The organism is Paludisphaera rhizosphaerae (genome assembly GCF_011065895.1).
Classification (GTDB): Bacteria; Planctomycetota; Planctomycetia; order Isosphaerales; family Isosphaeraceae; genus Paludisphaera; species Paludisphaera rhizosphaerae.
Map to the genome: position 1 here is coordinate 423356 of NZ_JAALCR010000001.1, position 25604 is coordinate 448959.

The 25604-nt window shown below is 65.9% G+C and carries 25 protein-coding genes; 12 read left to right on the forward strand and 13 right to left on the reverse strand.

Annotated features, from left to right (window positions below):
* Positions 1 to 173 precede the first annotated feature (173 nt).
* From tet to G5C50_RS01945, 3 genes are all read left to right on the forward strand, one after another.
* Complete coding sequence (gene tet, locus G5C50_RS01935; protein WP_165064462.1) at positions 174 to 1409, forward strand: Tet(A)/Tet(B)/Tet(C) family tetracycline efflux MFS transporter; 1236 nt, start codon at positions 174 to 176, stop codon at positions 1407 to 1409.
* 34 nt (positions 1410 to 1443) lie between these two features.
* Entirely contained in the window at positions 1444 to 1869 is a 426-nt protein-coding gene (locus tag G5C50_RS01940; protein ID WP_165064087.1) for a hypothetical protein, read from the forward strand.
* A 101-nt stretch (positions 1870 to 1970) separates the two neighbouring features.
* On the forward strand, positions 1971 to 2396 hold the full coding sequence (locus G5C50_RS01945; RefSeq protein WP_165064089.1) for a hypothetical protein: 426 nt from the start codon (positions 1971 to 1973) through the stop codon (positions 2394 to 2396).
* A gap of 828 nt (positions 2397 to 3224) precedes the next feature.
* Here G5C50_RS01945 and trpE read toward each other — a convergent pair.
* Positions 3225 to 4724 carry an anthranilate synthase component I gene (trpE, locus tag G5C50_RS01950; RefSeq protein ID WP_165064091.1) on the reverse strand — a complete coding sequence of 500 codons (1500 nt, stop codon included), beginning with the start codon at positions 4722 to 4724 and terminating at the stop codon, positions 3225 to 3227.
* Positions 4725 to 5060: 336 nt separating this feature from the next.
* Here trpE and G5C50_RS01955 point away from each other — a divergent pair, with 336 nt between their 5' ends.
* From G5C50_RS01955 to G5C50_RS01970, 4 genes are all read left to right on the forward strand, one after another.
* Entirely contained in the window at positions 5061 to 5582 is a 522-nt protein-coding gene (locus G5C50_RS01955) for a UvrB/UvrC motif-containing protein (protein WP_165064093.1), read from the forward strand.
* A gap of 64 nt (positions 5583 to 5646) precedes the next feature.
* On the forward strand, positions 5647 to 6132 hold the full coding sequence (locus G5C50_RS01960) for a UvrB/UvrC motif-containing protein (RefSeq protein WP_165064095.1): 486 nt from the start codon (positions 5647 to 5649) through the stop codon (positions 6130 to 6132).
* Positions 6129 to 7193, forward strand: a complete 1065-nt coding sequence (locus tag G5C50_RS01965; protein WP_165064097.1) for a protein arginine kinase — start codon at positions 6129 to 6131, stop codon at positions 7191 to 7193. Before G5C50_RS01960 ends, G5C50_RS01965 begins: the two co-directional genes overlap by 4 nt.
* A 25-nt stretch (positions 7194 to 7218) precedes the next feature.
* Positions 7219 to 7968: a J domain-containing protein gene (locus tag G5C50_RS01970; protein ID WP_165064099.1), complete on the forward strand. Its 750-nt coding sequence runs from the start codon at positions 7219 to 7221 to the stop codon at positions 7966 to 7968.
* A gap of 10 nt (positions 7969 to 7978) precedes the next feature.
* On the opposite strand, the gene coaD is transcribed toward G5C50_RS01970, so the two are convergent.
* From coaD to G5C50_RS02000, 6 genes are read right to left on the reverse strand one after another with little or no spacing between them, the layout of a single operon-like run.
* Entirely contained in the window at positions 7979 to 8560 is a 582-nt protein-coding gene (gene coaD / locus G5C50_RS01975) for a pantetheine-phosphate adenylyltransferase (protein WP_165064101.1), read from the reverse strand.
* Entirely contained in the window at positions 8560 to 9714 is a 1155-nt protein-coding gene (locus tag G5C50_RS01980) for an aminotransferase class V-fold PLP-dependent enzyme (protein ID WP_165064103.1), read from the reverse strand. Before G5C50_RS01980 ends, coaD begins: the two co-directional genes overlap by 1 nt.
* Before the next feature lie 29 nt (positions 9715 to 9743).
* The gene (locus G5C50_RS01985; protein WP_165064105.1) at positions 9744 to 9944 is read right to left on the reverse strand and encodes a hypothetical protein; all 201 of its coding nucleotides are present in this window, start codon (positions 9942 to 9944) and stop codon (positions 9744 to 9746) included.
* 5 nt (positions 9945 to 9949) lie between these two features.
* Positions 9950 to 10510, reverse strand: coding sequence for an HYExAFE family protein (locus G5C50_RS01990; RefSeq protein WP_165064107.1), 561 nt, complete (start codon positions 10508 to 10510; stop codon positions 9950 to 9952).
* 30 nt (positions 10511 to 10540) lie between these two features.
* On the reverse strand, positions 10541 to 11041 hold the full coding sequence (locus G5C50_RS01995) for a YkgJ family cysteine cluster protein (RefSeq protein WP_165064109.1): 501 nt from the start codon (positions 11039 to 11041) through the stop codon (positions 10541 to 10543).
* Positions 11042 to 11057: 16 nt separating this feature from the next.
* Positions 11058 to 12140 carry a site-2 protease family protein gene (locus G5C50_RS02000; RefSeq protein WP_165064111.1) on the reverse strand — a complete coding sequence of 361 codons (1083 nt, stop codon included), beginning with the start codon at positions 12138 to 12140 and terminating at the stop codon, positions 11058 to 11060.
* Between the two features lie 298 nt (positions 12141 to 12438).
* On the opposite strand from G5C50_RS02000, the gene aroB reads away from it, so the two are divergent.
* Both aroB and dprA read left to right on the forward strand, forming a co-directional pair.
* A complete protein-coding gene (gene aroB / locus G5C50_RS02005) occupies positions 12439 to 13587 on the forward strand; it encodes a 3-dehydroquinate synthase (RefSeq protein WP_240906911.1) in 1149 nt (382 codons plus the stop codon).
* Positions 13588 to 13605: 18 nt separating this feature from the next.
* A complete protein-coding gene (gene dprA, locus G5C50_RS02010; protein WP_240906912.1) occupies positions 13606 to 14730 on the forward strand; it encodes a DNA-processing protein DprA in 1125 nt (374 codons plus the stop codon).
* Between the two features lie 9 nt (positions 14731 to 14739).
* Here the strand turns inward: dprA and G5C50_RS02015 are convergent, their stop codons facing one another.
* From G5C50_RS02015 to G5C50_RS02025, 3 genes are all read right to left on the reverse strand, one after another.
* Positions 14740 to 15609 (reverse strand): alpha/beta hydrolase, encoded by an 870-nt coding sequence (locus tag G5C50_RS02015; RefSeq protein WP_165064113.1) that lies wholly within the window; start codon positions 15607 to 15609, stop codon positions 14740 to 14742.
* A gap of 103 nt (positions 15610 to 15712) precedes the next feature.
* On the reverse strand, positions 15713 to 16852 hold the full coding sequence (locus G5C50_RS02020; RefSeq protein ID WP_165064115.1) for a PP2C family protein-serine/threonine phosphatase: 1140 nt from the start codon (positions 16850 to 16852) through the stop codon (positions 15713 to 15715).
* On the reverse strand, positions 16849 to 18552 hold the full coding sequence (locus G5C50_RS02025) for a sensor histidine kinase (protein ID WP_165064117.1): 1704 nt from the start codon (positions 18550 to 18552) through the stop codon (positions 16849 to 16851). Before G5C50_RS02025 ends, G5C50_RS02020 begins: the two co-directional genes overlap by 4 nt.
* Positions 18553 to 18748: 196 nt before the next feature.
* On the opposite strand from G5C50_RS02025, the gene G5C50_RS02030 reads away from it, so the two are divergent.
* From G5C50_RS02030 to G5C50_RS02040, 3 genes are all read left to right on the forward strand, one after another.
* Positions 18749 to 19441: a macro domain-containing protein gene (locus tag G5C50_RS02030; protein ID WP_206107555.1), complete on the forward strand. Its 693-nt coding sequence runs from the start codon at positions 18749 to 18751 to the stop codon at positions 19439 to 19441.
* An 86-nt stretch (positions 19442 to 19527) separates the two neighbouring features.
* A complete protein-coding gene (locus tag G5C50_RS02035) occupies positions 19528 to 20457 on the forward strand; it encodes an ABC transporter ATP-binding protein (protein WP_165064119.1) in 930 nt (309 codons plus the stop codon).
* Complete coding sequence (locus G5C50_RS02040) at positions 20457 to 21965, forward strand: ABC transporter permease (RefSeq protein ID WP_165064121.1); 1509 nt, start codon at positions 20457 to 20459, stop codon at positions 21963 to 21965. The genes G5C50_RS02035 and G5C50_RS02040 overlap by 1 nt, the downstream gene beginning before the upstream one ends.
* A gap of 23 nt (positions 21966 to 21988) precedes the next feature.
* Here the strand turns inward: G5C50_RS02040 and G5C50_RS02045 are convergent, their stop codons facing one another.
* The 3 genes from G5C50_RS02045 to G5C50_RS02055 form a co-directional block, all read right to left on the reverse strand.
* Positions 21989 to 22972: a TlpA family protein disulfide reductase gene (locus G5C50_RS02045; protein ID WP_240906913.1), complete on the reverse strand. Its 984-nt coding sequence runs from the start codon at positions 22970 to 22972 to the stop codon at positions 21989 to 21991.
* 49 nt (positions 22973 to 23021) lie between these two features.
* Positions 23022 to 24428 (reverse strand): glycosyltransferase family 4 protein, encoded by a 1407-nt coding sequence (locus tag G5C50_RS02050; RefSeq protein WP_165064123.1) that lies wholly within the window; start codon positions 24426 to 24428, stop codon positions 23022 to 23024.
* A 157-nt stretch (positions 24429 to 24585) separates the two neighbouring features.
* Complete coding sequence (locus tag G5C50_RS02055) at positions 24586 to 25515, reverse strand: NAD-dependent epimerase/dehydratase family protein (RefSeq protein WP_165064125.1); 930 nt, start codon at positions 25513 to 25515, stop codon at positions 24586 to 24588.
* Positions 25516 to 25604: the final 89 nt, after the last annotated feature.

The following is a 25604-nucleotide window of genomic DNA, read 5'->3' on the forward strand; positions in this document are numbered from 1 at the left end:
CGCTGCTTTGAACGGAATGCGTCCGGAACGGAGTAGGGTCGAGAGGACGAGCCCGTCAATCGAACGAACCAAGTTCGCAGGGCGAACGTCTAATCAGTAGTTCACCTGTTTTCCCTGCGCCTCGACGATGAGGCGGGCCTTTCGCGAGCCTCTGCTTGATCTCCCGAAGCTCGATCAACCGTCCGCTGCTGGTCATCCTGGCCACCGCAACGCTCGACGCGGTAGGGATGGGCCTGGTGCTGCCCATCCTGCCCAGTCTGCTGCGCGAGGTTTCCCACGAGACCGAGGTCGCGGAACACTTCGGCTATTTCCTGGCCGTCTACGCTCTGATGCAGTTCGTCTTCTCGCCGATCCTGGGCGCGCTCAGCGACCGCTTCGGCCGAAGGCCGATCCTGCTGGCGTCGCTCGCCGGCGCGACGGTCGATTACCTCTTGATGACGTTCGCGCCGACGCTCGGCTGGCTGTACGCCGGTCGGGTCGTCGCCGGGATCACAGGCGCGAACATGGCCGTCGCCACTGCTTACCTGGCGGATATCTCGGCCGAGGACGAACGAGCCGACCGCTATGGCGCCTTGAACGCGTGTTTTGGCCTGGGCTTCGTGATCGGGCCGTTGCTCGGCGGCGTGATCGGGGCGGGATCGCCAAGACTCCCCTTTGCGGCAGCTGCGTTATTCAACGGCCTGAACTTCCTGCTGGCGTTGGTGGCTCTGCCCGAATCGCATGAGGCCGAACGCAAGGCGTTCACGCTCCCCCACCTCAACCCATTCCGGTCGCTGCGATGGGTCTTCGGCGTCCAGGGACTGTTCTCGTTCGTGCTCGTCTACTGGATCCTCTGCTGCGCCGACCAGGTGCCGGCCACGATCTGGGTGATCTACGGTGAAGATCGCTACCACTGGGACACGCGGACGGTCGGTCTCTCGTTCGCGTTCTATGGGCTGCTCCACTCCGGGGCTCAGGCCTTCCTGACCGGCCGGCTGACCCAGCGATGGGGGAACCGAGGGACGCTGGTGATCGCCCTGCTCATCGAGAATTTCGGCTATCTTCTCATGGCGGTCGCCACCCAAAGCTGGATGCCGTTCGCCATCTGCGTGCCGTTGGCGATCGGCGGAATCGCCACCCCCGCGCTTCAGGCGATCATGTCCAACCGAGTCGGCGAGGACCAGCAGGGCGAGCTTCAAGGCACCCTGGTCAGCCTCCTGAGCCTGGCGTCCATCGCCGGGCCCGTGCTCGTCACGAACTTCTACGAGCACACCAAGCCGACGCTCCCCGGGGCCGTCTGGATCGTCGGCGCGTTCATCTACCTGCTTTGCTTCCCGATCCTCTGGCATGGCAGGCGGCGGACGAAGCAGGACGACGGCGTTCTCAACGAAGCCCTTCAAGATCCGGCCAGTATCGGCGAACATCCCTGATCGAACCCGCCACTGCTGCCGAGGACTGGTCCCGATGACGTCTCGCGAGTTGATGTTCTTGTTTATTGGGATTGGAATCGGTAGCGTCCTCTTTCGAGCACGAAGTACCCACGAAGCCGGGACAGAGCGCCGGAAGGGGATGCCCAGAGAAGTCGCCGACGCATTCGGCGACGCCCTCGCGGCGTCCGTCTTTGCGACGCTTGCCGCGGCTTTCGACCTGATCCTCATCAAACTCGCTTATCAAATGATGCTGGGGATCCAGCCATGGAATCTCGGGGTCGTCCTCGCGATCCCAATCCTCAGCGTCATATTCGGCCTATTCGCCTGGGCAAGCGTCAGATTGGTAAGACGGTTGAGACTGTTAAATCGTCGACACTTCGGCGTCGATGCGTTTCTTCCGCCGACCCTGACAATCGACGAACTCGCTTCGTCCAAGTCGGCGCCTCACGACCTGGATTGATCGCGGATTTGATCCACCGTCGAAGATTCGGCTTCCTGGACCGAATACCCTACAGTCCTCGCAACGGCCGAGGGCTCGTCGACACTTCCAGGAGATCGTCCATGAGCACGTCCTCGGCGCGAGTGTTCACGCTCGCCAACGCCGCCCCTTCCGCCCTCGCCGTCGCTTCGGGGGCGCTCGTCTCGTTCGGGCTCGCCGGCCTGGCCTTTGGGTCACACGCGGCGGCGCCGTTGCTGACCGCCGCAGCCGGTTCAGCCGCGCTGGCCTGGTATCTGTCAGGAGCCGAGCGACCGCAGGAGGTCGACCAGTTCGCCACCCGCGTGGCCCGAGCCTCTGCCGCGGCCGTCGACGCCTTCCGATCTCCATCCGCCGTCGTCTCACCTAAGCCCGTTCAGCCCAGGCCGGTGAATCGGCTCAAGGGCCATCTGGCGGCCGTGCCCGCGCGACTCAAGGCGAAAACCCGCGCCGGTCGGGTTCGGCTCTCGCGAGGCATCTATCGCCTGGCCATGGCTGTCGCCCCCAAGTAAGGGCGTCTGCAACCGGAGCTGTCGACGACCTCCCTTCTCCACAATGGCAACCTGAGGAGGGAGATCGATCGACGACGCACTTCGCCCGCCCATCAGCCCACCCACCAAACCGCCGCCCATTCGACGACGGCTCGCCCGCCCATCCCTCCTCACCGCTCCGACCAGCAGGATCGTTCGATCCCTGCCCATCGACCGGCCCCCGGTCGAATTTCCGCAATCGTCATTGCGGTTTGTGAGACCTGATGAAGATGGATCCCCTGCTCTGGCGTCGTCCGTGGCGACGTTGTGGCGTCGCCGTCGATCATGGACTCATGAGTCGCAGGACTGGCCATTGCGGCGGAGCGCCACGAGAGATCAAGCTAAAACTCGACAATCGAAGCCATCGCAGGCGTTCAACACAAAGACCATAGAGATAATCACTTGCATCACGTCGCGAGCACCAATCGCTGACGCAAACGAACCCACCGCGAACCCAATTGCATGGAGCGGCGGCGACTGGGCGAGAAGACGCGTCGGGAAGTACTTTGACAATTCGGCTGGATCAGGGAAGCCGCCGGGAGGCTCGCCCCAGCATGGACTCTCGCTCATCTGGCGGAGTCGTTCTCCGGTTGTGAGCCGACGGTTTGCGTCGCCACGCAAGCCTGGCCATGGACCCGGGGCCCGACGACCTCCGGGTGATGTGGATCAGGAGTGAGTTAAGCGCGCGACCGAACCCAATGCACGAACGAACTCGAACATTTGACACGCAAAAGACTTACGGCGTTCTTCGGGTGTGCGGACGAAGCCAAATCGAAGCCGGCTCGACGGGGGGAAGTCGGGCGAAGGGTCTTACAACTGCGTCTGGGCGATCTCGATGGCCTTCAGGAGACCTCGGGCCTTGTTGACGGTCTCTTCGTACTCGTCGGCGGGGACGCTGTCGTAGACGACGCCGCCGCCGGCCTGGACGTAGGCCGTGTCGCCGTGGAGGACGAGGGTGCGGAGCGCGATGCAGGTATCCATGTTGCCGGTGAAGTCGATGTAGCCGACGGCACCCGCGTAAGGACCGCGTTTGGTCGGCTCCATCTCGTCGATGATCTCCATCGCCCGGACCTTGGGGGCGCCGGAGACCGTGCCGGCCGGCAGACCGGCGCGGAGGGCGTCGAACGCCGACTTGTCGGCCTTAAGCTTTCCGGTCACATTCGACGTGATGTGCATGACGTGGGAGTAACGCTCAACCTTCATCACGTCCGAAAGCACGACCGAGTCGTATTCGGCGACGCGGCCGACGTCGTTGCGGCCGAGGTCGACGAGCATGATGTGCTCGGCCCGTTCCTTCGGGTCGGCCACCAACTCCTCGGCGAGGGCCTTGTCCTCGGCCTCGTCCTTGCCCCGACGGCGAGTGCCCGCCAGGGGGCGGATCGTCACGAGCCCGTCCTCGACGCGGACCAGGATCTCGGGCGAGCTGCCGATGAGCTGGAAGTCGTCGAACGTCAGGTAGAAGAGGAACGGGCTGGGGTTCACCACCCGAAGCACGCGGTAGATGTTGAACGGCTTGGCCGTCGTCTTCAGCTCGAACCGCTGCGAGGGGACGACCTGGAAGATGTCGCCCGCCTTGATGTACTCCTGGCAGCGCCGGACGACGTCCTCGTACTGTTCGCGGGTGAAGTTCGATCTGGGCTGGATCGTGACCGGGCCTTCGGTGTTGATGTCGCGGAGGGGGAGGACCTCGGCCGGGGTGGAGAGCCGTTCGACAAGCTCGTCGACCCGCTCGCAGGCCTTGTCGTAGGCCGCCCTCAGATCGCCCCCCGGCTCCAGGTGGGCCTGAGCGACGACCAGCACCGTCTTCCGAATGTGGTCGAACAGGACCATCCGATCGAAGAAGGCGAACGAGAGGTCGGGCAGGCCCCGGTCGTCGGCCGGGACGTTGGGGAGGCGTTCGGTATACCGGACAGCGTCGTATGCGGCGTAGCCGACGGCCCCGCCTGTGAAGCGGGGGAGCCCCGGAACGTGCGCTGCGCGGTGGGACTCGACGAGGTGCTGAAGCTCCGCGAAGGGGTCGTCGGTCTCGTAGCGGCACTCGACGCCCGGCTGACGCGAGTCGGTGACGAGGATCTGCCGCCCCCGTGCCTCGAACCGCATGAACGGCTCGGTCCCCAGGAAGCTGTAGCGGCCGACCTTCTCACCGCCGACGACGCTCTCGAACAGGAACGAGGGGGCGGACCGCTCGATCCGGCTGAAGGCGGAGACGGGCGTCAGGTCGTCGGCGACGAGTTGACGATAGACGGGGACGCAGGCGGACGAGCCGGCGCGGGCGGCGAAGTCCTCGAAGGAAGGGCGGTGCGTGCTCATGTCGGTCGTCGCGGATCTCAAGTGAGGAGGGTGCTCGCGGCTCGGCCGTGAGTACGTTAGCAGCGCGGGAAGGTGCGCGGCAAGTCGGGCCGGACGCGAACCGGCGGGGCGGCCATCGACTCGCCCGATCTGGAGGGTTGCGACGAAGAAAGGTTCAGCGCCGTCGCCGACGCCAGCCCGGCTTCCCGGTTTCTTGACACCCCACCGGGGTCAATTAGAATGAAATTCTAGGGCGGGACGGCGAACGATGCCGCGAAGCCGCATGCGCGGATCGGGGCGGAAACCCCGGAAAGCGGTTCGTCGCAAGTCTCGCTGGAGCCGGCCGAGGAACGACCCATGAAATGCCAGAAATGCGCAAAGCCGGCGACGTTCCACATCACCGACATCATCGAGAAGGGCAAGCACCAGGAGTTCCACTTCTGCGACGAGCACGCGCGGCAGCACCTCGCTCCGCCGGAAGACGCTCCCGAGTCGCCCCCGATCGGCGAGTTCGCCAAGGGGTTGATCGGAGCCCCGGGAACGGGATCGACGGCGTCGCTGCGGGAACCCTCGGCCGCGGACAAGCAGGCCTGCCCCGTCTGTCAGATCACGTTCCTGGAGTTCCGCAATACGGGGCGTCTGGGTTGTCCGTATGATTACGAGGTCTTCCGCGACGAGTTGATGCCGCTGCTGGAGAGCATCCACGGCGAGACCCGGCATTCCGGCAAGGTCCCCAAGCGAGCCCCGCGCAACACGCAGCAGCAGACGACGCTGATCCAGCTTCGGAACGAGCTGAAGCGGGCCGTCGCCGCAGAGGACTACGAGGCCGCCGCCCGGCTCCGCGACAAGATCAAGGGGATCGAGCAGGAGCAGGCGTGAGCGGCCGACAGCTTCCCGCGGGACGGGCTCATGCGGTGGGACGATCGGAAGGGCGGTCGCGGTCATGATGTGCGAACGATGCCAGGAGGAGGCCGTCGTCCACCTCGCCGAACTGGTGGACGGCCGGCGGCGAGAACGGCACCTCTGCGCCGCCTGCGCCCGCGACGCCGGATTGATCCTTCCCGACACGCCTCTGGATCTGGGGATTGACGAGGCGCTTCAGGATCTCATCAAGAAACACGTCGGCGAACTCGTCGGCGAACTCGCCGAGTCGTTCTGCCCCGACTGCCGCCTTCGCTACATGGATTTCCGGACCGGCGGCCGTCTCGGCTGCCCTCACGACTATCAGGTCTTCGGAGCCGGTCTGACGCCGATGCTCCAACGCTTCCACGGGGCCACGAGGCACGTCGGCAAGCGGGCTCGATCCCGCCCCGGGGCCTCGCTGCGGCTCCGCCTCCGCTCCCAGCTCCGCCAGGCCGTGGCCCGCGAGGACTACGAAGAAGCGGCCCGGCTGCGCGACCAGATTCGCCTGAAGGATCAACACGCATGACACTGGACGACCTGACCAGGACCTCGGGCGAATGGCTCCGCGGCACCGGCCCCGAGAGCGATATCGTGATGTGCTCGCGGATCCGGCTGGCCCGCAACCTGGCCGACTTCCCCTTCACCAACCGCGCCAGCCGCAGCGAGAAGGCGGGGATCGAGTCGCAGGTCAAGTCGGCCATCGACTCCGCGGGACTGGAGGTCTCGTACTTCGACGTGAACTCCATGTCGAACCTCGACCGCCAGTTCCTTGTCGAGCGCCAGATCATCTCCCGCGAACTCGCCGGCGGCGAGGGACCGCGGGGCGTCGCCGTGACGCCCAAGGAGAACATCTCGATCATGGTCAATGAGGAGGACCACCTCCGCATCCAGTACATGCTCTCGGGCTTCCGCCTCCATGAGGTCTGGGACGAGATCAACGCACTGGACGACCAGCTCGAGGACGACATCGCCTACGCCTACAGCTCCTCGCTCGGCTATCTGACCGCTTGCCCGACCAACGTCGGCACCGGGATCCGCGTCGGCGTCATGCTCCACCTGCCGGGGATCGTCGCCAACAAGCAGATCGACAAGGTCTTCCGCGCCCTCCAGAAGATCAACCTGGCCGTCCGCGGGCTGTACGGCGAAGGCTCGCAGGCGTTCGGCGATTTCTATCAGATCTCCAACCAGCAGACCCTCGGCAAGAGCGAGGAGGAGATCATCAAGATGCTCACCGACGTCGTGCCGCAGGTCCTTCAGTTCGAGCGGTCGGCCCGTCAGGACCTCATCACCGGCCGGCGCCAGCATCTTCACGACCAGGTCAGCCGGGCCTACGGCATCCTCAAAACGGCCCAGACGATCTCCAGCGAAGAAACCATGCTGCTGCTCTCGAGCGTTCGCATGGGAATTAACCTAGGATTGATTGACGACCTCGCCATCTCGACGGTCAACGAGCTGTTCATCCAAACCCAGCCGGCCTTCCTTCAGAAGCTCCGGGGAAGCGAGTTGGGCGTCGAGGAGCGGAACGTCGCCCGGGCCTCCTACCTCCGGAGCCGTCTCTCGAACGGCCGGCCGGTCGAGGACGATTGACCCCCCAGCGCCAAGGACCGCCGTCTTGCCATCCTTCAGTTTCGACATCGATCCCTACGCGGTCCTCGGAGTCACGGCCGACGCCTCGCTGCAGGAGATCCGCGACGCCTACCGGTCGAAGACCAAGAAATTCCACCCCGACGTCGGCGGCGAAGACTGGGCCTTCCGCATCCTCGTCCAGTCGTATGAGCTGTTGAGCACCAACCGCGTCGTGCGAGCCACCCGAGGCGACGAGGCCGCGGCCCCTCGTCCGACCACCGGTTCGCAGCACGCTCACGGAGCGGCCCGACCCCACCGCGAGTCGACGCACAAGGCAGAACCGAAGTCCGAGTCGGTCTATCTCGGGATCGTCGATTCGGACATTCCCGCACAGCGGCGGGCTGCCGTTGAGCTGCTCTCCGTCCGGTATCTCTGGGAACAGGCGTCCTACCTCTGGCTCGGCCAGAAGTCGTCGGACGACGACCGGTTCCTGAGCTGCTCGCTCAACGTCTCCTGGCCCGACAGGGCCCAGGGCGTGACCCACCTGGCGTCGTCGGCCGAAGAGTCCGAGATCATCGCCTCGCTGGGCGAGGTCTTCGACCACCTCGTGCTGTCGACGCGGGCCGTTAGCTCCCGCAGCATCGTGCATGAGGACGGCTTCGAGGGCTGGCTCACCTACTCGAACTTCGACCGGACCTGGAAGGCCGTCCGGACCCTGCAGGAGTCGCTGCACTCCCGCAGGCTGGGCATCCGACAGTGGTCGCGCGACCTGTTCATCCCCCGCAACTGGAGTTGAACCCCGCTGATCAGGGCGGGCTCGTCGGGGGGGCGGCGCCGCGCTTGTCATAGTCGACGTAGGGGTCGTTGGCCTGGACCCCTTTCACCTTGGCCAGAATCGGCTCGATGACGACCTCCGGCACGAACTGCTGGAGCGCATCGGCGCCGCCGAACATCGCGACCTGGCGCACGAGCGAGCTGGAGACGTGTGAGAACTGGCCGTCGGCCATCAGAAAGACGGTCTCGATCTCAGGGTCGAGCCGCTGGTTGGTCAGCGTCATCCCGAACTCGTATTCCATGTCGGTGAGCGTGCGCAAACCCCGCAGGATCACCCGCGCCCCGATTCGTCGGACGTACTGGACCGTCAACTCCTCGAACGACTCGACGGACACGTTGTCGAAGGGCTCGACGACCTTCTCCGCCAGCGCGATCCGCTCATCGACGCTGAACAGCGACGTCTTGCTCGGGTGAACGCCGATCCCGACGACCAGGTGCTCGAAGAGCTGTCGGCCGCGCCGGATCACGTCGAGGTGCCCGAGCGAGATCGGGTCGAAGGTGCCGGTGAAGACGGCCGTTCGGAACGGATCGCAGACGTGTTCGCTGGGACGCATCAGGCCCTCCTCCCGATCCGAGCGTCGGCCAGAGCGTCGCGGAGCCGCCCCAGGTCGTCGCCGTCGGTGTAAATGTGCGGGCTCAGCCGCATCCGCCCCCGTCGGCAGGATGCGACGACCTTGCGTTCCCTGAGGAGAGATACGGCCGAATTGGGGTCGACCCCATCGCACTCCGCGACGACGATCGCCGAGCGCTCCTCGGTCCGAGGAGATCCCGCGACTCGCCAGCCGGCCTCAACCACGGCTCGACGAACGGCCTCGGCCCGGTCGAGCAGACGTTCCGACACCTCGGATCGTCCGATCTCCGAGAGCAGCCGCATGCTGGCCGCAAAGCCCTGAAGGCCAGGCATGTTGCAAGAGCCCCCCTCCCAGCGCTGGGCGTTGGGCTTGAGGGTGAAATCAAGGCCTGGCGCGCTGAAGGAGCCAGTCACACTGTGCCAACCGACTCCGAGAGGCCGAAGCCGGTCGATCCACTCGCGGCGGACGTAGAGGAAGCCGGCCCCTTCGGGCCCGAGCAGCCACTTGTGGGAGTCCGCCGCCGCGAAGTCGACGGGCGTCCGCCGCACGTCCAGTTCCAGAGGGCCTAGCCCTTGAATGGCGTCCACGAAGAAGGCCACGCCCCGAGACCGGCAGAGCTCGCCGATAGCGTCCAGGTCGTTGCGAAACCCCGAGGCGAACTCGACGTGGCTGATCGCCAGGATTCGAGTCCGGTCGTCGATGGCGTCGCGGAGGTCGTCCAGGAGGATTCGGTCGCCCTTTGAAGGAACGAGCCGAGTCTCCACGCCCCTGTCGGCCAGGTTCATCCAGGGATAGACGTTGGACGGGTACTCCTCGGCGGGGAGCACCACGTTGTCGCCGGACTGCCAGGGAAACCCTTCCGCAACCAGGCCGATGCCGTGCGTCGTGTTGGCCGCGAAGGCGATCTCGTCAACGTCGGCCTCGATCCAGGCGGCCAGATCTCGGCGGAGTCGTTCGATCCGATCGCCCCACTCGCCCCAGTGGACGGCTCCGTTCGCCGCCTGGTTCTCGGCCCAGCGCCGGACGGCCTCCGCGGCGCTCCGGGGGATGGGAGCGACCGCCGCGTGGTCGAAGTATGCCCATTCGCGGGCGATCGGGAACTCGGCCTCCCGAATCGCCCCCCAGTCCGTCGCCATGCCGCCCCCTCCGCCGTACTGGGCTCGTCTCAGCGGCGGGCGCTCTTGCCGATGATGAAGACCGCCAGGGCAGCCAGGATGAACGTGCCGGCGTAGCCGTCGAGCGGGCGGCCTTCGGAAGCGCCTTCCTCGCCGGCTTCCTGCGCCCGAACCACGCCGGCCCCCGAGGAGAGACCCAGGCCGAGAGCAAGCAGTCCAGCGGCGATCGCGCGGGTCCATCGACGTCTCATCGCATTCATCGTTCGCGTTCCTTGACGGGTTTGGGGCGTCGGGGGGACTCGGCGTACATGGGGAGCCATTCGGAGAGCGGACGGACGCGGCGGCGAAACTCTCGGCGAGCCATCGCGACGGCCTTCCAGGCGGGTCCTCGCGACCGCAGATGAGCCAGATAGTCGTCCAGGCCGACCGCCCAGAACCGATAGTCCAGCCCTCGGAACGCGAAGGCTCCGGCGTGGGACTCGAGACCGAACTCGAAGGGGACCTCGGCGTAGGCGAAAGCCAGGATCGGACGGAAACCGGGGCCGAACAGGTCGCCCCAGCGAACCAGCCCGTCGAGGTCGTCGGTCGTCACCCAGTTTTCCCAGTTGCGTCGGCCTCGCCGGTTCTTGGCGCGCTTCCCCTTCACCTCGACCACAAGATTCTCCGCGAACCGAGGATACAGCAGGAAGTCAGGGTTTTTCACCCCCTCGTTCCCGAAAATCGCCCGCTTCGCCTCGTCGACCGCGACGCAAGGCACGCGCAGCGATCGGATGTAGGCCTCGAACGCCGCCTCGTAGTGGTTGGACCGGATCGCCATGACGCGTCCTCGCGGCGGCGGGAGTGAGAGTTACGGCTGAAATCCCAGGGGCGGGGTGACGATCGGCAGCAGCGTCGAGGTCGGTTTGGACTTTTCCTTGGCTTGCCGTCTCGGGGGGAGCAGGGCGTCGGCGTACTCCCAGATTTGCTCCGGAGTCTCGAACGCCTTCTCGAAGGACCACTCGTCGTCGTACTCGCAGTCCTTGGTGGTGTATTCGCGGCAGATCTTGGGGCGATCCTCGTAGATCGCACATCGGTGGTCGGGGAGCAGATACTGGCAGTCCGACGAGACCAGCAGATACCAGGTCTCGTCATGAACGTAGATCATCGTCTGGCCGTGGGCGAGATACCATCGAATCGCGTCGAAGTCGTCCCAGGTCGTCGGCTCGTCGATCGGAGTCGAGAAATAACGGCAGCATTTGCCGGTGCAGTAGTCGCAGAGCGATTCCCCGGGCTTCAATTCGTCGCGCCGGGGTTTACGAGGGAGCGGGAGAAGAGGCGGTTTCGACTTCGTCTTGGGCTTCGTCTTCAACGGCGGCTCTCCCGGTTCAATCCCGGCTGTTCTGGCGGTTGCGGAAGCGGGCGCTGACGCGGACAAGGAAGCGGTTCTCCTCTTCGGTCAGAGCGGCGCGGCCCTCGCGGTAGAGCTTGTCGAGGATTTCATCCATTCGACGCTCCTCGGCGATCTCCTGCATGATTCGGCGCTGGCGACGCTGGTCCGACCGCCGCCGCCGCCACCGCTTCAGGGCGCTCTCGCGGTACGGGCGGACCTTGGCGGCGCTGCTCTCCAGGCTGGTGTAGCCTTCGGAGAAATCATAGCCGAAGACGCCGTCGTCGAAGTACCCGCCGTCCTCCAGAACGCGCGACTCCGACCGCACCACCAGTTCGATCAGCACGGCCAGCAGGATGATCGTCAGGCCGTCGAGCCGCTGATAGAGCAGCAGCCGGGCTGCACCAATCACGAACAGGACCGCCGCCGTGGAGCGGGCCGTCCAGGGCGCGACCATGCTGTCCCGCGAAACGCCGACGGAGGTGTTGGCCAGGAACCAGCGGAAGAGCCGACCGGCGTCGAACGGAAGGGCGGGGAGCAGGTTCGCCAGGAAGATCAGGTAGTTGACGTAACCGAACCAGCCGACCAGCCAGGGGGCGGTCATCGCCTCGGCCTTGGTCGTCCCGTTGATCCAGGGAGCGCCGATGTCGGCCTCGCGACTGAACGGATTCCAGGCGAACTGGGCGTCCCAGCCGAATCCCAGCACGGCGGCGGCGAAGAGGGCCGTGGTTCCGCTGGCGAACGGCCCAGCGAGGACCGCCAGCATGTAGTTCGTGCCCCTTGGCGGATTGGTCGGACCCGCAAGGCTCCCCAGGGGCCAAAGGTGGACCTCCTCCAGATCGACGTCGGTCAACCAGGCGGTCAGGAGGTGGGCGGCCTCATGAATCGCCAGAGCCAGCAGGAAGAGGGCGATCCAGGCGAGGGCCTGGCCCATGCGGAAGCCGAACGACGTCGTCGAATGCTGGAACGCTGCCCCGAGGAGCAGGGAACCGATGAAGAGGATCAGTGTGATGTGGACCTTGATCGTGGTCCCAAACCACCGCCCTAGACGAATTGGCGACCATGTCAGCAGATCGCTCATGTGCGGGGTGCTCGAAAGGTAATTCCGTCCTGCGGGTTGCGTGCCGTCGAGCTAACTCAACTTTAACAGTCCCGTCAAGCAGCGTCGAGGCCGCGCCTTTCAAGGTGATTGACGTAAACAGTCGACGCCAGCCCCCTTCGATTGAATCTGCATCCGCCATGCCGAGCGAGCTGGTCTTCCTCCTCAACGAGACGATCCGGTTGCAGGACCGGGAAAGCCGGCCGGCGCCTGTGATACACTGAGGGAGGCCGGACTCGCCGGCCGTTCATCCAACGTCCGAAGACCAGGCCCAGACCCCATGTCACGCAGCGACGAGGCGGCATCCACGACCGTGCCGGTGAGGCTCGGCGAACGCTCCTATGAGATCACCGTCTCCGAAGGAGGATGGGAAGCTCTCCCCGCCCGACTGAAAGCGGCGATGGAGCGGACCTGGGCCGGCCGCGGCTGCCGCAAGGCCCTGATCCTGACCGACGACAACGTCGCCGGCCTCCCCTTTCCCGACCGCGTCCGCTCGGCGCTTGAATCGTTGGGAATCGAGGCGACGACCGCAGTCGTCCCCCACGGCGAGGCCAGCAAGGGGCTGACGACGGCCGCAACGCTCTACGAAAAGCTCGTCGCCATGGCTGCCGACCGCCACACGCTGGTCGTCGCCGTCGGCGGCGGGGTGATCGGCGACCTCGGCGGATTCGTCGCATCGACCTTCGCCCGCGGCCTCCCCTTGTTGATGGTCCCCACGACGCTCCTCGCCCAGGTGGACAGCTCGGTCGGGGGCAAGGTCGGGGTCAACCTGCCGAAGGTCAAGAACATCGTCGGCGCGTTCCATCAGCCGGTCGCCGTCTGGATCGACGTGGAGACTCTCAACGACCTCCCCGAGCGTGAGCTGCGCTGCGGGCTGGCGGAGGTGGTGAAGCACGGCGTCATCCTGGACGCCCCGTTCTTCGCCGAGTTGGAAGCCGACGTCGACGACATCCTCGCCCGGCGGCCCGCCAGTCTTCGCCGGATCGTCGCCCGGAGTTGCGAGATCAAGGCGGACGTCGTGTCGAAGGACGAGCGGGAGGAGACGGGGCTGCGAGCCGTCCTCAACTTCGGCCACACGATCGGCCACGCCGTCGAGGCGACGGCCGGCTACGGGGGAGCCTTCCAGCACGGCGAGGCGGTGGCCGTGGGGATGGTCGCCGAGTCCCGCCTGGCCGAGCGCCTGGGATGGGTCGATGCGGAATTTACGGCTCGGCTCGTTCGACTGCTGGAGCGGTTCGGCCTGCCGACTTCGATTGTCGGCCTCGATCCTGACGCCCTGCTGGAATCCATGGCCCGGGACAAGAAGAACAAGGGGGGACGCATCCGCCTGGTGCTCCCACGGCGGATGGGCGAAGTGGAACTTACCGACGCCGCGAGCGTCGACGATCTCCGTTCCCTGCTCGTCGACCTCTGCCGTTCCGACGCCTGACCTGACCGAGGACCCTCCGTGGATCCCAGCCCGGCCGACCAATCGATTCGCGACCTCATCGCCCTGATGCTCACGCCGGGCGTCGGGCCGCTCACCAGCCGGGCGCTGCTGGAGCATTTCGGCACGGCCGGTCGCGTCCTCGACGCGTCGCTCGCCCACTTGAAGGAGGTCCCCGGAGTCGGCCCCAAGCTGGCCGACCGGATCCAGCACGCCCGGACGGACAACGACCCCGACCGCGAGTTGGACGAGTGCCGCCGCCACAACGTCGCGATCCTCCCCCGCGGCGACGACCGCTACCCCCCTCCACTGGAAGACATCCCCGATCCGCCGGCCCTGCTTTACGTCAGAGGGGCGTTCGAGCCCCGCGACCAACTGGCCATAGCGATCGTCGGCTCACGGAAGTGTACGCCTTACGGCATCCGCACCGCCGAGCGACTGGCGTCCTCGCTGGCCCGTACGGGTTTCACCGTGGTCTCCGGCCTGGCCCGGGGCATCGACGCCGCGGCGCATCGCGGGGCGATGAAGTCGGGGGGACGCACGATCGCCGTGCTGGGCAACGGCCTCTCCGCCATCTACCCGCCCGAGCACGAGGAGATGGCCGCCGAGATCGTCGCCGGGCGCGGGGCGATCGTCAGCGAACTGCCGATGACCCAGGGGCCGCTCGCGGGATTGTTCCCACAGCGAAACCGGATCATCTCGGGTCTGTGTCTTGGCGTCATCGTCGTCGAGGCCGCGCCTCGGAGCGGCTCGCTGTCGACGGCCCATCACGCGATGGAGCAGAACCGCGAGGTCTTCGCCGTGCCGGGGCCGGTGGACAGCCTCGCGAGCCGGGGCTGTCATCGCCTGATCCGCGACGGAGCGCGGTTGGTGGAGACGGTCGACGACGTGCTTGAGGAACTCGGCCCGCTCGTCCGCGAAGTGAAACCCGCGGCCGACGAGCCGGCCGTGCGCCACCCAGCGGAACTGGCTCTGACCGACCAGGAACGGTCGCTGCTGGGCTGTCTCGACGACGCACCCAGCGGCGTCGACGTCCTCATCACGCGGACGGGCCTCACGGCCTCGCAGGTCATGGCCACGCTCAGCGTGCTGGAGTTGAAACGAATGGTCAAGCGGCTTCCCGGCCACCAGTTCGTCCGAGCCTGACGCTGGATTTCAGCCGTAACCGCCCCCGACGGGCAGGCGAGACGCCAGCCAGCGGACGAGGTCATCCAGAACCCGCTCACGACCCAACTCGTTGAGGGGCTCGTGGTACATGCTCGGGTAGAGCATCAGAGTCTTGTCCTCGACGCCGACCTTGTCGAAGAACTCGCGAACCGACGTTGGATCGACAATCGGGTCGTCGCCACCGACGATCATGAGCAACGGAACGTGGAAGTCGCGGGCTCGCTTGAGGAGAAGCTCCCCCCCCTCGATCATGCCAAAGAAGAAGGCCGGATTGATCCGGTTGTGGCGAAGCTCGTCCCTCTTCATGGACTCGAATAGAACCGGGTCGCGGTTCCGAGCCGGTGACTCGTCGAAAGCGCGAAGGGTCGCCCAGGGAGCGAGCTTCTGCAGCAGCCGGCCCAGCTTCAGCTTCAAGGGCGCGACGCGCAGCGCCAGCCGGATGGACGGGTTGGAAACAACCACTCCGGCGAGCCCCTGGCCGTTCTCTAGGGCGTATCGGAGCGCCACCTGACCGCCGTTCGAATGGCCGAGCAGGAAGACGGGGTGGTCCGCATAGTGAAGCCTCGCCCAAGAGGCGACGGCGTGCAGGTCGTCGATCAGATCCTCGTAACGCCGCACAACCCCGCGCCGGCCTGGGCTGCGACCGTGACCGTGGAAATCGTGCGCGACGACGTCCACGTTCAACTCGGCGCCCAGGTGCTCGGCGACGTGACCGTAGAGTCCGCCGTGTTCGCCGAATCCGTGCGAGACCACGATCACACCGTCGGGATGGGAACGACGCCACCACCATCCCCGAAGTCGCCTGCCTCCCGGCGTGGTCACGGTCAACTCGGACAAACGATGGTCGACCATGCTCATCCTTAACGACCCCGGCGTCCCTGAGAATCGACGACCGACATGCGCGTGGAGTCTAGCAGAGCCGGCCGGATCGGATCGAGGTCAATTCAAGCCCGTCACCCGACTACGCGACCTCGCGTTCCAGGACGAGGAGAGTGACGTCGTCCTCGTGAGCCGTCCCCCCTGTGAACGCATGCAGGGCGTCGAGCACGGCATCGAGCCGGCCTCCCCCGGTGGGGTCGGATCGGAGAAACGCCTCCAGCATCCGCTCGGTTCCGAACATCCCCTCTGGCGCGCGCGCCTCCGTCACTCCGTCGGTGTAGAGCAGGAGCGATTCGCCGGACGCCAGATTCGCCGTCCGCTGGACGCAGGGGACGTCCGGCAGGGCCGAAGTCAGGATCGGCCCTGTCGATTCGAGCGGCCGTAATTCGCCGCCGACGCCTCGGATGTAAGCTTCGGGATGGCCCGCGTTGACGTATTCCAACTCGTCGCAATCCGGATGGAGTCGCGCCGAGAAGAGCGTGACGAACCGGCCCGGGTCGAAGTCGCGGATTCCTTCGCGAATCCGGTCGACCACCTTGCAGGGCTCGAAGTCGTCGACGTGGGAGGCCCGAAACGCGGCCTTGACGACGCCGGTGACCATCGCCGCCGAGGTCCCGTGCCCCGCGACGTCGGCGACGAGGATCGAGACGCCTCCGTCCTCCGTCTCAGCGTAATCGTAGATGTCGCCGGCCAACTCGTTGGAGGCCTGATACCGCGCCGCGATCGCCAGACCGCGGGCCTGATATTCCTGGGGCGGCAGGAGGCTGAGCTGAAACTGCCGGGCCTCCTCCAACTCGCGTTCGACCCGCTGCAAGAACATCTCACGCTCTTCCCGAAGCCGCCGCAGGTCCAGACAGCGCTGAACGAGAGCCAGGAGAACCCGCCGATCGAACGGTTTGTGGATGAAGTAATAGGCGCCCTCGTCGATGGCGCGAAGGAGGTTCTCGTCCGGATCTTCGACGTTCCCCGTCATGATGATGACGTCGAGATCGGAGCTTTCCTTCTTCAGGGCCCTCATGACGTCGAACCCGTTCATCTCGGGCATTCGGACGTCGACGATCGCGAGATCGAAAGCCTCCCGCCGCGCGGCTGCGATCGCCCCTTCGCCGCTCTTGGCCTCGACGACGCGGCCGTGCTTCTTGGACAGGATCCGCGACACCGCACGCAGCACTCCCTCGTCGTCGTCGACGACGAGGATCGCGGGCTCTTTCAGATCGATCACGGCCCTTCCCCCCTTGCCCCGACGGGGAAACTCACCTTCACGGTGGTCCCCTCGCCGAGCACGCTGCGTATGTCGAAACGCCCCCGAAGCTGCGCCGCGATCGAGCGACAGATGGCGACGCCCAACCCGTGGCCGTTGGCCTTGGTGGTGAAGAACGGCTCCTGGAGCTTGGCCAGGTGCTCGTGCGCGATCCCGGTCCCGGTGTCCTCAACCTCCAACTTCAGCCAGCCGTCCTCATCATACGCTCGGATCGTCAGGGAATCCCCTGGGCCGGTGGCGTCCCGAGCATTGCTGATGAGGTTCAGGAGAAGCTGCTCGACGTCGGCCTGCACGGCGAACAGCCGAGGGAGATCGGCGGAGACGTCCACGGTCAGGGTGACTCCCCGCCGCTCCAGTCCCTCGCGGAAGATGACCAGGGCCGAATCAACCGCCTGACGCAAAGCGACGTCGCTCGGATTCCGCGCGGAACCCCTGGCGAAATTGAGCATGCCGCCGAAGATGCGCCGGCAGATCCGGATCGAACGCTCGACCTGGCGGAGATCGGCGAGCGCCGTCTCGGGGTCGAAGGCGTCCGTCTCCAGATCGTCGACGACCTGCTGCACCAGCGGCAGAACCGATCCCATCGCGTTGTTCACGTCGTGCGCCACGCCGCGCGCCAGATCGGCCATCGCGTGTTTGCGCTCGGCGTCGATCATCCGGCGTTCCAGGGATTCGGTCCGTCGGGCGTTCTGGAGGGCCACCGCCGCCTGGGGGAGGAACTGCGAGATCAGCTCGACCTCATAGGCGCAGAAAGAGCCCGGGTTGATCGAGGCGACTTTCAGAACTCCCAGCAGGCCTTCCCTCGTGATCAGGGAGGCGCAGAGCACGGCTCCTTCCGAAGGAACGAACGTGCCGCGGCGGGGGAGCCGCTCGTAGTCGAGCAACTCGGCGAGCGTCGTCGAGGCGTGGTCCGTCCAACCACTCCACCCTTTCACGTCGCGGTCGAAACCCAGGACGACCGGTTGGGCGAGCACCTCTTGAAGCGACGACTTGAGGGGGAACTTGCGACCGACGTTTTCTCCCTTCGCCTTCCGCCAGGCGATCTGCTCGGCCACCACCTCCAGCACGCCGAGTTCAGCATCGTGGATCAAAAGCGAGGCCGAATGGTCGTAGGCGATCAAGGAGCGGATGCCGTGCAGCACCTCGTAGGAGAGGTGCTTGGGATGGCTCTGCTCCATAACCTTGCGGTCGACGCGGGCGCGGACTTCGCGAATCCGGTGCAGGTCGGCCTGTTCAATCAACTCGTTAGCCAGTCCGCCGATCGTCGAGAACGCCTGGCGGGCGTCCCAGCGATACTCGCGATCTGGGCAGTGGACAGCCAAAACGCCCCACATGCGACCGTGGCGCCGGATCCGCGCGAGCATCAGATCGTGCGGCACGGCGACCTTCTCGCCCCGGAGGAAACCCGCCAGCAGACGACGGTCCCAGAACGAATCGTCGGGTGTTTGATGCTGGATGCGGGCCTCAAACGAGCCGGGATGAAAGGCGGCGACGCATCCTTCGCTCGCGCCGAACAGATCCATCCCCAGCCGCAGGGCCCCTCGCAGGATCTTCTCCGGGTCTTTGCCGTCGCGATACTGGATGCGGAAGCGCCAAAGGTGGTCGGTCAGTTCGGCCCAATCCTCGATAGGCTCAGGCGTGTTCTCGCCATCGTGCTTCAACGCTCCTCCGTTTCGCCGGCGGCCCCGGCGTAGACGCCCCTCGGAAGAACGTGGATGAGCCCCAGGCTCATGCTCCCTGATTCAATCATGTCTTATAAGACTCGGGTTGTCCACGCGCCGATCTGGAAAGAAGTTGCGACGAGAATGGGGCGAAGTTATCCTCACCGCGCGTCGACCAGCCGAACGGGGTGAGATCATGCTGCACGGCCTGTGGGCCCGCGCGAGGCGGTTCCGGATGAAGACCCTCAAACCCTTCGGCCGATCGCGCGAGGAATTCCCGTTCCGCCTCCATCTCTGCGACTCCAACACAGACGTCTCGGCCTCGCTCGCCGCCTGGTTCCATGATGTGGACGAGGTGGAGGTGCTCGTCGGCGACCTCCTGGATCTCGAATGCGACGCCCTCGTCGCTCCAGCGAACAGCTTCGGCGACATGAGCGGCGGACTCGACAAGAGCATCGACGACTTCCACGGCGGGGAGGCCCAACGTCGCTTGATGGAACGAATCGCCGAGCGCTGGCACGGCGAGCTGCCCGTCGGCTCCGCCGATATTCTGCACCTCGCAGCGCGACGATTCCCATTCCTGGTCGTCGCGCCGACAATGCGCGTCCCGGGCCGAGTTTCCGGGACTCTCAACGCCTATCTGGCCTTCCGAGCGGCGCTCGCCGCCGTGGTGGACCACAATCAGGGCGACGGTCGGCGGATCGCCGGGCTGGCCGCATCGGGCCTGGGGACGGGCGTGGGGGCGATGTCGGCCGAGGAGTCCGCAGGTCAGATGCGCGCCGCCTACGACATGATCGTCGGCAAGGGCTGGAAACGAATGGCCCACCCATTCCAGGCCCCCTTCGCGCTCGGGGCGGAATATCGCGGCCGACGCGGCGAAATCCGTTAGGTCACGCTCATTTTCCTTGTAGGATGCGTGCAAGCCCCCCAAAATCGAGGGCTCTCGGACGAACGTCGTTGCCGCGAGGACGAAGAATGCTCTCGATCCACGACCTGCGGGTCGACTACGACGACTTCTGCGCCGTGCACGACCTGTCCCTGGAGGTCGGGCCTGGGGAGGTCTGCGGCTTGATCGGCCCGAACGGGGCAGGCAAGACCTCGACGATGCGGACGATCCTCGGCCTGATCGAGCCGACCTACGGCGAGATCAGGATCCTGGGAGCAAGCCTCCAGGAAGATCATGAGCTGGTCGGCCGCGCCGTGGGGTTCATGCCGGACTTCCCGCCGGTGTATGAAGACCTGAAGGTCTGGGAGTTCCTCGACCTGTTCGCGTCGAGCTACCGCATCCCCAGACCGTTGCGGAAGGACGTCGTCGAGCGGCACCTGGATCTGGTGGGCTTGACGGAGAAGCGCGACGCGGCCGTCACGGGGCTCTCGCGGGGGATGCGCCAGCGGATGATGCTCGCCAAGACGCTCATCCCCGATCCGGCGGTCCTGCTGCTGGACGAGCCGGCCAGCGGCGTCGACCCACAGGGGCGGATCGACCTCAAGAACATTCTCAAGAAGGTTTCGGCCGAGGGGAAAGCCGTGCTGATCTCGTCGCACATCCTCGCCGAGATGAACGAATTCTGCACGTCCGTCGCGATCATGGAGCGCGGGAGGCTGGTCGTCGGCGGCCGGATCGAGGAGGTCAACCGCCGGATCATGGGCGACGCGGTGATCTCCGTCGAGGTCCTCTCGGGTGCCGACGCCTTCCGTCGGGTCATCGCCGAGGACGGCCACGCCGCCGAACTCCACGCGAAGGAGGGAGGCGTTTTCGAGTTCCGTTACCGAGGCGACGCCGAGGCGGCCGGCGAGTTGCTGGCCAGGCTGATTGGCGCCGGCGTGCGGATCTCGTCGTTCTCTCGCCGCAAGGACAACCTGGAAGAACTGTTCCTCAAGGTCGGCGCCAAGGAGTTGTCTTGATGTTGCGCGACTGGCTGGACAACCCGATCTTCATCAAGCACGTCCGCTCGCGGCTTCGGCCCCAGGCGTTGGCGACCTCGGCCGCGGTCACGATCCTCATCTGCCTTTGCATCGTCGTCGGCGCCTACCAGTCGCGTTCGATCGGCGGTCCCGAGGGGTTCTCGGCGCTCATGGTCCTGCAGTTCATTCTGCTGGCGATCATGGGGTCGACGCAGGTAGGAGCTTCCATCGGCTCCGCGCGAGCGTCGGGCATCCTGGACTTCCACCGGGTCTCGCCGCAAAGCCCCTGGGAGTTGGCGCTCGGGTTCCTGTTGGGGGCCCCCGTCCGCGAGTATCTCCTGACCGCCCTGACCATTCCCTTCGCCCTCTTCTTCGTGATGATGGGCGATCCCGACTTCCGCGGGCTCGTTCAGGCGGAGGTTCTCCTGGTGGCCGTGGCATTGTCGTTGCACGCCATGTCGCTGCTGGGCGGGCTGACGTTGAAGGGGGCGATGTCCGGCCAGAACGCGCTGGGGTTCACCGTGGTGATCGGCATCTTCGTCGTCGGCCCCCTCTTCGGCGCCTTCCGGCTGCTCTCCGGGCTTTTGATCGCGGACGAACACCTGGAGTTGTTTTGGGTTCCGCTCCCCTGGCTGGCCTTCGTCCTGCTGCACCTCGCGGCCGTGTTTTACTTCTTCATGCTGGCGTCCACGCGGAAGATGGAGTCGGAGCGGAAGCATAGCCTGACCAAGCCCCAGGCGGTTGCGGCGATGGCCACGCTCTCTCTGCTCGCGATCGGCGGCATGTCGAACTGGAACATCGAGGGAGGCGTGCAGTTGGCCGCCCTTTACGTGTTGATGGTTGTCGGAATGGTCCTCGTCGGCCTGGCGACTCCGAGCCTGTCGGAATATGACAAGTGCCTGCGACGTGCGCGGAAGCAGGGTATCGCCCGGCTCCCGCTCTGGGACGACTTCGCGCCAAACCGCCCGACGGTCGCCGTGATCTGCGCGGTCTTGCTGGCCACGGCTTCGATCTTCGGCACAACGATCGAAAGCGTCCCTGGCCAGGGCAACGTCACGCGGGCCGGCTTTCCGCTCTCGGTGGCGGTGGCCGTGATGGTCGTGGCCTATTTCGGGCTGAGCTTTCAGTATTTCCTGCTGCGTTTCGGGAGAAGGGCGTCGAACTTCTTCGGCCTCTTCCTGTTCATCGCGTGGGCGTTGCCGCTGGTGCTGGGGATCATCACGTTTGCATCAGTCGGCCCCATGGGTCGGGACGCGCGGCCCGCGATGATCTTTTCGGCGACCCCGATCGTCGGCGTGGCCGCGGCTTCTGGCATATTCGAGTCCGAAGCCGGCTCAGGCCCGGCGATGGTCGCGCTGACCCTGGCCCTGCTCTTCGCCTTCGTCTTCAACATGCTCTACACGAAGGCGATCCGCCGGGTCCGCATGGCCGTCGAGGAAAGCGATCCGCTCAAGCCCGAACCCGATCCCCTCGGCCTCGCCCCCGAGCCGGCTCCGGCGACGGGGTGAAGCGAGTTGATGATCCTGGCCGATCAGCCGGCCGGCCGGAGCGTCCTGGAGAGGGCCTCGTCGAGCGCCCCGCCGCGAAGGTCCAGTCGAATGATCGTCCCCTGCGGATCGATCAGATAGGTGGCCGGGATCGAGCTGACGCCGAAGGCCTCCACCAGATCCGCGCCCGCCGTCGCGTTGTGGAGCTGGATCCAGGGCAACTTGCGGGTTTTCACGAAGTCGGCCACGGCCGTTCGCGTATCGTCCAGGCTGACGCTGACGATCTCGAAGCCGGAGCCGTGATACTTCTTGTAAGCCTCTTGAAGGCGGGGAAGTTCTGCGAGGTTGGGCATGCACCAGGTCGCCCAGAAGTCGACCAGAACGTACTTGCCGCGAAGGTCCGCCAGCCGAACGGTCTTCCCCTCGACGTCCTGAGCTTCCACCGCGGGCGCAGGCTTGCCGACGCGAGCCAGGCGGCCTAGCTCGGTCTCAACCTTCAGCTTGAGCGCCGCGCTATCGGGGAACTTGGCCGCGAGCGTCTGGTACACCTGGGCGGCGGTCTCGATCTCGCCGGCGGCGACGGCCGATGCGGCGAAGGTCTCGGAGAAGCTCGCGGCGAACTCCTCCTGCTCGGCCATCGTCAGGCCTTGCATCAGTTCCTTGTAACGCGACAGAGCCTCGGGAAACTGCTTGGCCTTTGCCTTCGCCATCACGGCGATGACCTGCGCCAGCGAGCGGACGGGCCCTTCAGGCTGTTCCTTGAGATAGCGCTCGGCGGATTCCTGATTCTCAACGAACCAGTCGTGTTCGATCGCCTTGTTGAAGAGTGCGGCGTAGGCCTGATCGCGGTCCTCCGCTTTCGGACTGCGGATCAGGTACTCGCTCAACTCGCGAACGAGGGTCCGGTCGTTGCGGTTGAGGATTTCGGCGACGCTCTCCGTCGCCGGAGCCTGGGCCCGCGACGTGGACGCCGACGCCAGAACCAACGACACGGCAATCAATCCCATTCCGCGACGGCGAAAGTCCACGGCGCATTCCTCCTGGAGTGCCTGCTCCCTCTTCCCTGCCGGACACGCTTCAGCCGACTTCCGCCGGCTCCATCATCACGGTCACCGGCTGCCGGACCGCCGGACGAGCCGGGGCGGTCAGGCTGTGAAGCAGTTCATACCATTGGTAGCAGCAAGGCCCCATCTCGTGCGAGGCCAGAAACGCCTCTCGGCCGTTCTCGCCCATCCGCCGGGCCAGGTCGCGATCGTCGCGAAGTCGTTGGATCGCATCGACGACCCCCTCGGAGTCGCCGTACTCGACGGTGAAGCCCCCCTCCGAGCGTCGGATCAGGTCCGCTGACTCGCAATGCGCGGGGCCGACGAACAGGGCCGGCCGCGAGGCCGACATGATGCCGTAGAGCTTCCCCGGCACCACGATCCCGGTCATCTCGGGTCGCATGGAGATCAGGTGGACGTCGGCCGTCGAGAGCGACAGATGAAGCTGTTCGCGAGGGACGTAGTCGAGGATCCGGACGTTGTCGAGGCCGTCCTGCTCCTTGGCCGCCTTCACCTCAGCGAGCCTCGGCCCGCCGCCGACGAACAAGAAGACCACGTCCTTCTGGTCGCGGAGAGTCTTCGCCGCCGCCATGAACTCGTCAAAGGTGTGGGCCAGGCCCATGTTTCCGGAGTACATGCAGACGAGTTCGTCGCCGAAGCCCAGCGACTTCCTCAGCGAGTTCTCCGAGTGCGGAACGGGCCGAACCTCGTCCTCGCGGCTCCAGACGGGGATCGTGGCGATGCGATCGGGGCGGACCTTCTTCATCAAGATCCGGTCGGCCATGTACGGGCCCAGAACGACCACGCGGTCCGCCTGACGGAGAACGGCGTCGCTGAGCCAGGCGAGCGAACGGACGATCGGGTTCTTCGGCGACATTCGCTTGAGTGCGAGGCTGGCGTCGGGGTGGAGGTCCATGCTCCAGCAGACGTGGGTCGAGCCCTTCATCTTCCGGAGGATCGTCCCGACGAGGCCGATGATCGGCGGCGTCGTCAGGGTTACCACCAGATCGAACCGAGGGAGCCGAACCGCTCGGATGGCGGCTCGCGCGTAGAAACTCAAGTAGTCGGTCATCCGGCTCAGCGTGCTCTTGCGCCCCTTCGAGGTCGCGGGCACGCGATGGATGTGGACGCCGTTGTGAATTTCTTCCGCCGGAGGCGTGGGAGCGCCCGGCTTGTATCGCCCCTGCGAGCAGAGGACGTGGCACTCGAACCCGCGCGCAGCCAGCGACTCTGCAAGGTCGGTCAAATGCTGTGCGGTGGAGGCGTGGTCGGGCCAATAATACTGGTTGATGAAGAGGACCCGCCGGCCGGCCGCAGTCTCGGAGGAGGCGTCGTCGCCCTCGTCGTCGGGCTCAAGACCGAAGGTGTGAGGGGGCTTTCCCAGCCCCGCCGCCCGCGCCGGTTCGGAGCGGCTGCGAAACCAGAGCTTCCGGTTCACCATGTCGTCGTCCACCTGGACCGTCGCGGCCCGCCAGAAGGTGTGTCGCAAGTCGATGAGCGACGTAAGGACCGCCGCGCGGGGGAAGGGGAGTTTCCACCCGCGCGGCGAGAAGCTTCGGGGGAGCCGTGATGCGGCGGCCCCCCCGCCGGATCGAGACTCAGACGTTCGCGAACGGGTTCTGGAACGAGATGAGCTTGGCCGCGCGGACCAGCTCGGCGATGCCGCGGTCGAGGTCGATGGTGGTCTCGAACCCCTTGGCGCGGATCTTCTCGTAGGAGACCTCGTAGTTGCGCTGGTCGGCGTCGCTGCCGACTTCGGCGAAGTGGAGGTAGAAGTCCGTGTGCTCCAGGATCTTCCTGGCCACGTCTTCCTTGGTGAAGTTCATGCTCTCGTGGCCGACGTTGTAGACGTCGTCCTTCACGTCGTCCCAGCGCTCCAGGGCGAACATGAACGAGCGGCCCATGTCGCGAACGTGGACGAAGGTCCGCTTGAAGCCGCCCTCATAGACGATGAGGTTGCGGTTCTTCACGGCCTGGTAGGTGAAGTCGTTCGGCATCAGGTCGAGTCGCATCCGGTTGCTGACGCCGAAGGCGGTGGCGAACCGATAAGCGATGCCGTTGCCGGAATCCAGGACCATCTGCTCGGCCTCGGCCTTGGTCTCGCCGTAGAGCGTGATCGGGGCGCGGGGGGTGTCTTCGTTGCAGATGTAATCGGGGATCGAGCCGTAGATCGAGCCCGTCGACGCGAACAGGAAGCGGGTGTCCTTGGACCGGGCGGCCAGCAGGTTGCGCGTCCCCTCGACGTTGATCTCGCGGGCGAGCTGCGGCTCCTTCTTGCACGCCGGGTAGCCGACGATCGCCGCCAGGTGGATGATCGCGTCGACGTCTTCAACGGCCTTCTTGACCGCGTTGGGGTCGCAGACGTCGCCCTGCTGAAGCTCGAAGTAGCGATGCTGGCAGCAAGGGAGCAGGCCCTGGCCGGAGAACTTGAGGTTGTCGAGGACTCGGACGCGGTGGCCCTGCTCGAGCAGCATCGGGACCAACGTGGAGCCGACGTAGCCGGCTCCGCCGGTGACGAGGATACGCATGGCGGGTTCCATCCTTGGTGAGGTTGCGACGCGCCTGGGGCGTCGTCTTGTCGTCGGTGACGGATAGCAGGGCCGACAAGTAACGGGCT

Excerpts from the sequence above, each read along its gene's own strand:
- G5C50_RS01940 (WP_165064087.1), top strand. The coding sequence starts at position 1,444 with ATGACGTCTCGCGAGTTGATGTTCTTGTTTATTGGGATTGGAATCGGT.
- G5C50_RS01945 (WP_165064089.1), top strand. The coding sequence starts at position 1,971 with ATGAGCACGTCCTCGGCGCGAGTGTTCACGCTCGCCAACGCCGCCCCT.
- trpE (WP_165064091.1), bottom strand. The coding sequence starts at position 4,724 with ATGAGCACGCACCGCCCTTCCTTCGAGGACTTCGCCGCCCGCGCCGGC.
- G5C50_RS01955 (WP_165064093.1), top strand. The coding sequence starts at position 5,061 with ATGAAATGCCAGAAATGCGCAAAGCCGGCGACGTTCCACATCACCGAC.
- G5C50_RS01960 (WP_165064095.1), top strand. The coding sequence starts at position 5,647 with ATGATGTGCGAACGATGCCAGGAGGAGGCCGTCGTCCACCTCGCCGAA.
- G5C50_RS01965 (WP_165064097.1), top strand. The coding sequence starts at position 6,129 with ATGACACTGGACGACCTGACCAGGACCTCGGGCGAATGGCTCCGCGGC.
- coaD (WP_165064101.1), bottom strand. The coding sequence starts at position 8,560 with ATGCGTCCCAGCGAACACGTCTGCGATCCGTTCCGAACGGCCGTCTTC.
- G5C50_RS01980 (WP_165064103.1), bottom strand. The coding sequence starts at position 9,714 with ATGGCGACGGACTGGGGGGCGATTCGGGAGGCCGAGTTCCCGATCGCC.
- G5C50_RS01985 (WP_165064105.1), bottom strand. The coding sequence starts at position 9,944 with ATGAGACGTCGATGGACCCGCGCGATCGCCGCTGGACTGCTTGCTCTC.
- G5C50_RS01990 (WP_165064107.1), bottom strand. The coding sequence starts at position 10,510 with ATGGCGATCCGGTCCAACCACTACGAGGCGGCGTTCGAGGCCTACATC.
- G5C50_RS02000 (WP_165064111.1), bottom strand. The coding sequence starts at position 12,140 with ATGAGCGATCTGCTGACATGGTCGCCAATTCGTCTAGGGCGGTGGTTT.
- aroB (WP_240906911.1), top strand. The coding sequence starts at position 12,439 with ATGTCACGCAGCGACGAGGCGGCATCCACGACCGTGCCGGTGAGGCTC.
- G5C50_RS02015 (WP_165064113.1), bottom strand. The coding sequence starts at position 15,609 with ATGAGCATGGTCGACCATCGTTTGTCCGAGTTGACCGTGACCACGCCG.
- G5C50_RS02030 (WP_206107555.1), top strand. The coding sequence starts at position 18,749 with ATGCTGCACGGCCTGTGGGCCCGCGCGAGGCGGTTCCGGATGAAGACC.
- G5C50_RS02035 (WP_165064119.1), top strand. The coding sequence starts at position 19,528 with ATGCTCTCGATCCACGACCTGCGGGTCGACTACGACGACTTCTGCGCC.
- G5C50_RS02040 (WP_165064121.1), top strand. The coding sequence starts at position 20,457 with ATGTTGCGCGACTGGCTGGACAACCCGATCTTCATCAAGCACGTCCGC.
- G5C50_RS02050 (WP_165064123.1), bottom strand. The coding sequence starts at position 24,428 with ATGGTGAACCGGAAGCTCTGGTTTCGCAGCCGCTCCGAACCGGCGCGG.
- G5C50_RS02055 (WP_165064125.1), bottom strand. The coding sequence starts at position 25,515 with ATGCGTATCCTCGTCACCGGCGGAGCCGGCTACGTCGGCTCCACGTTG.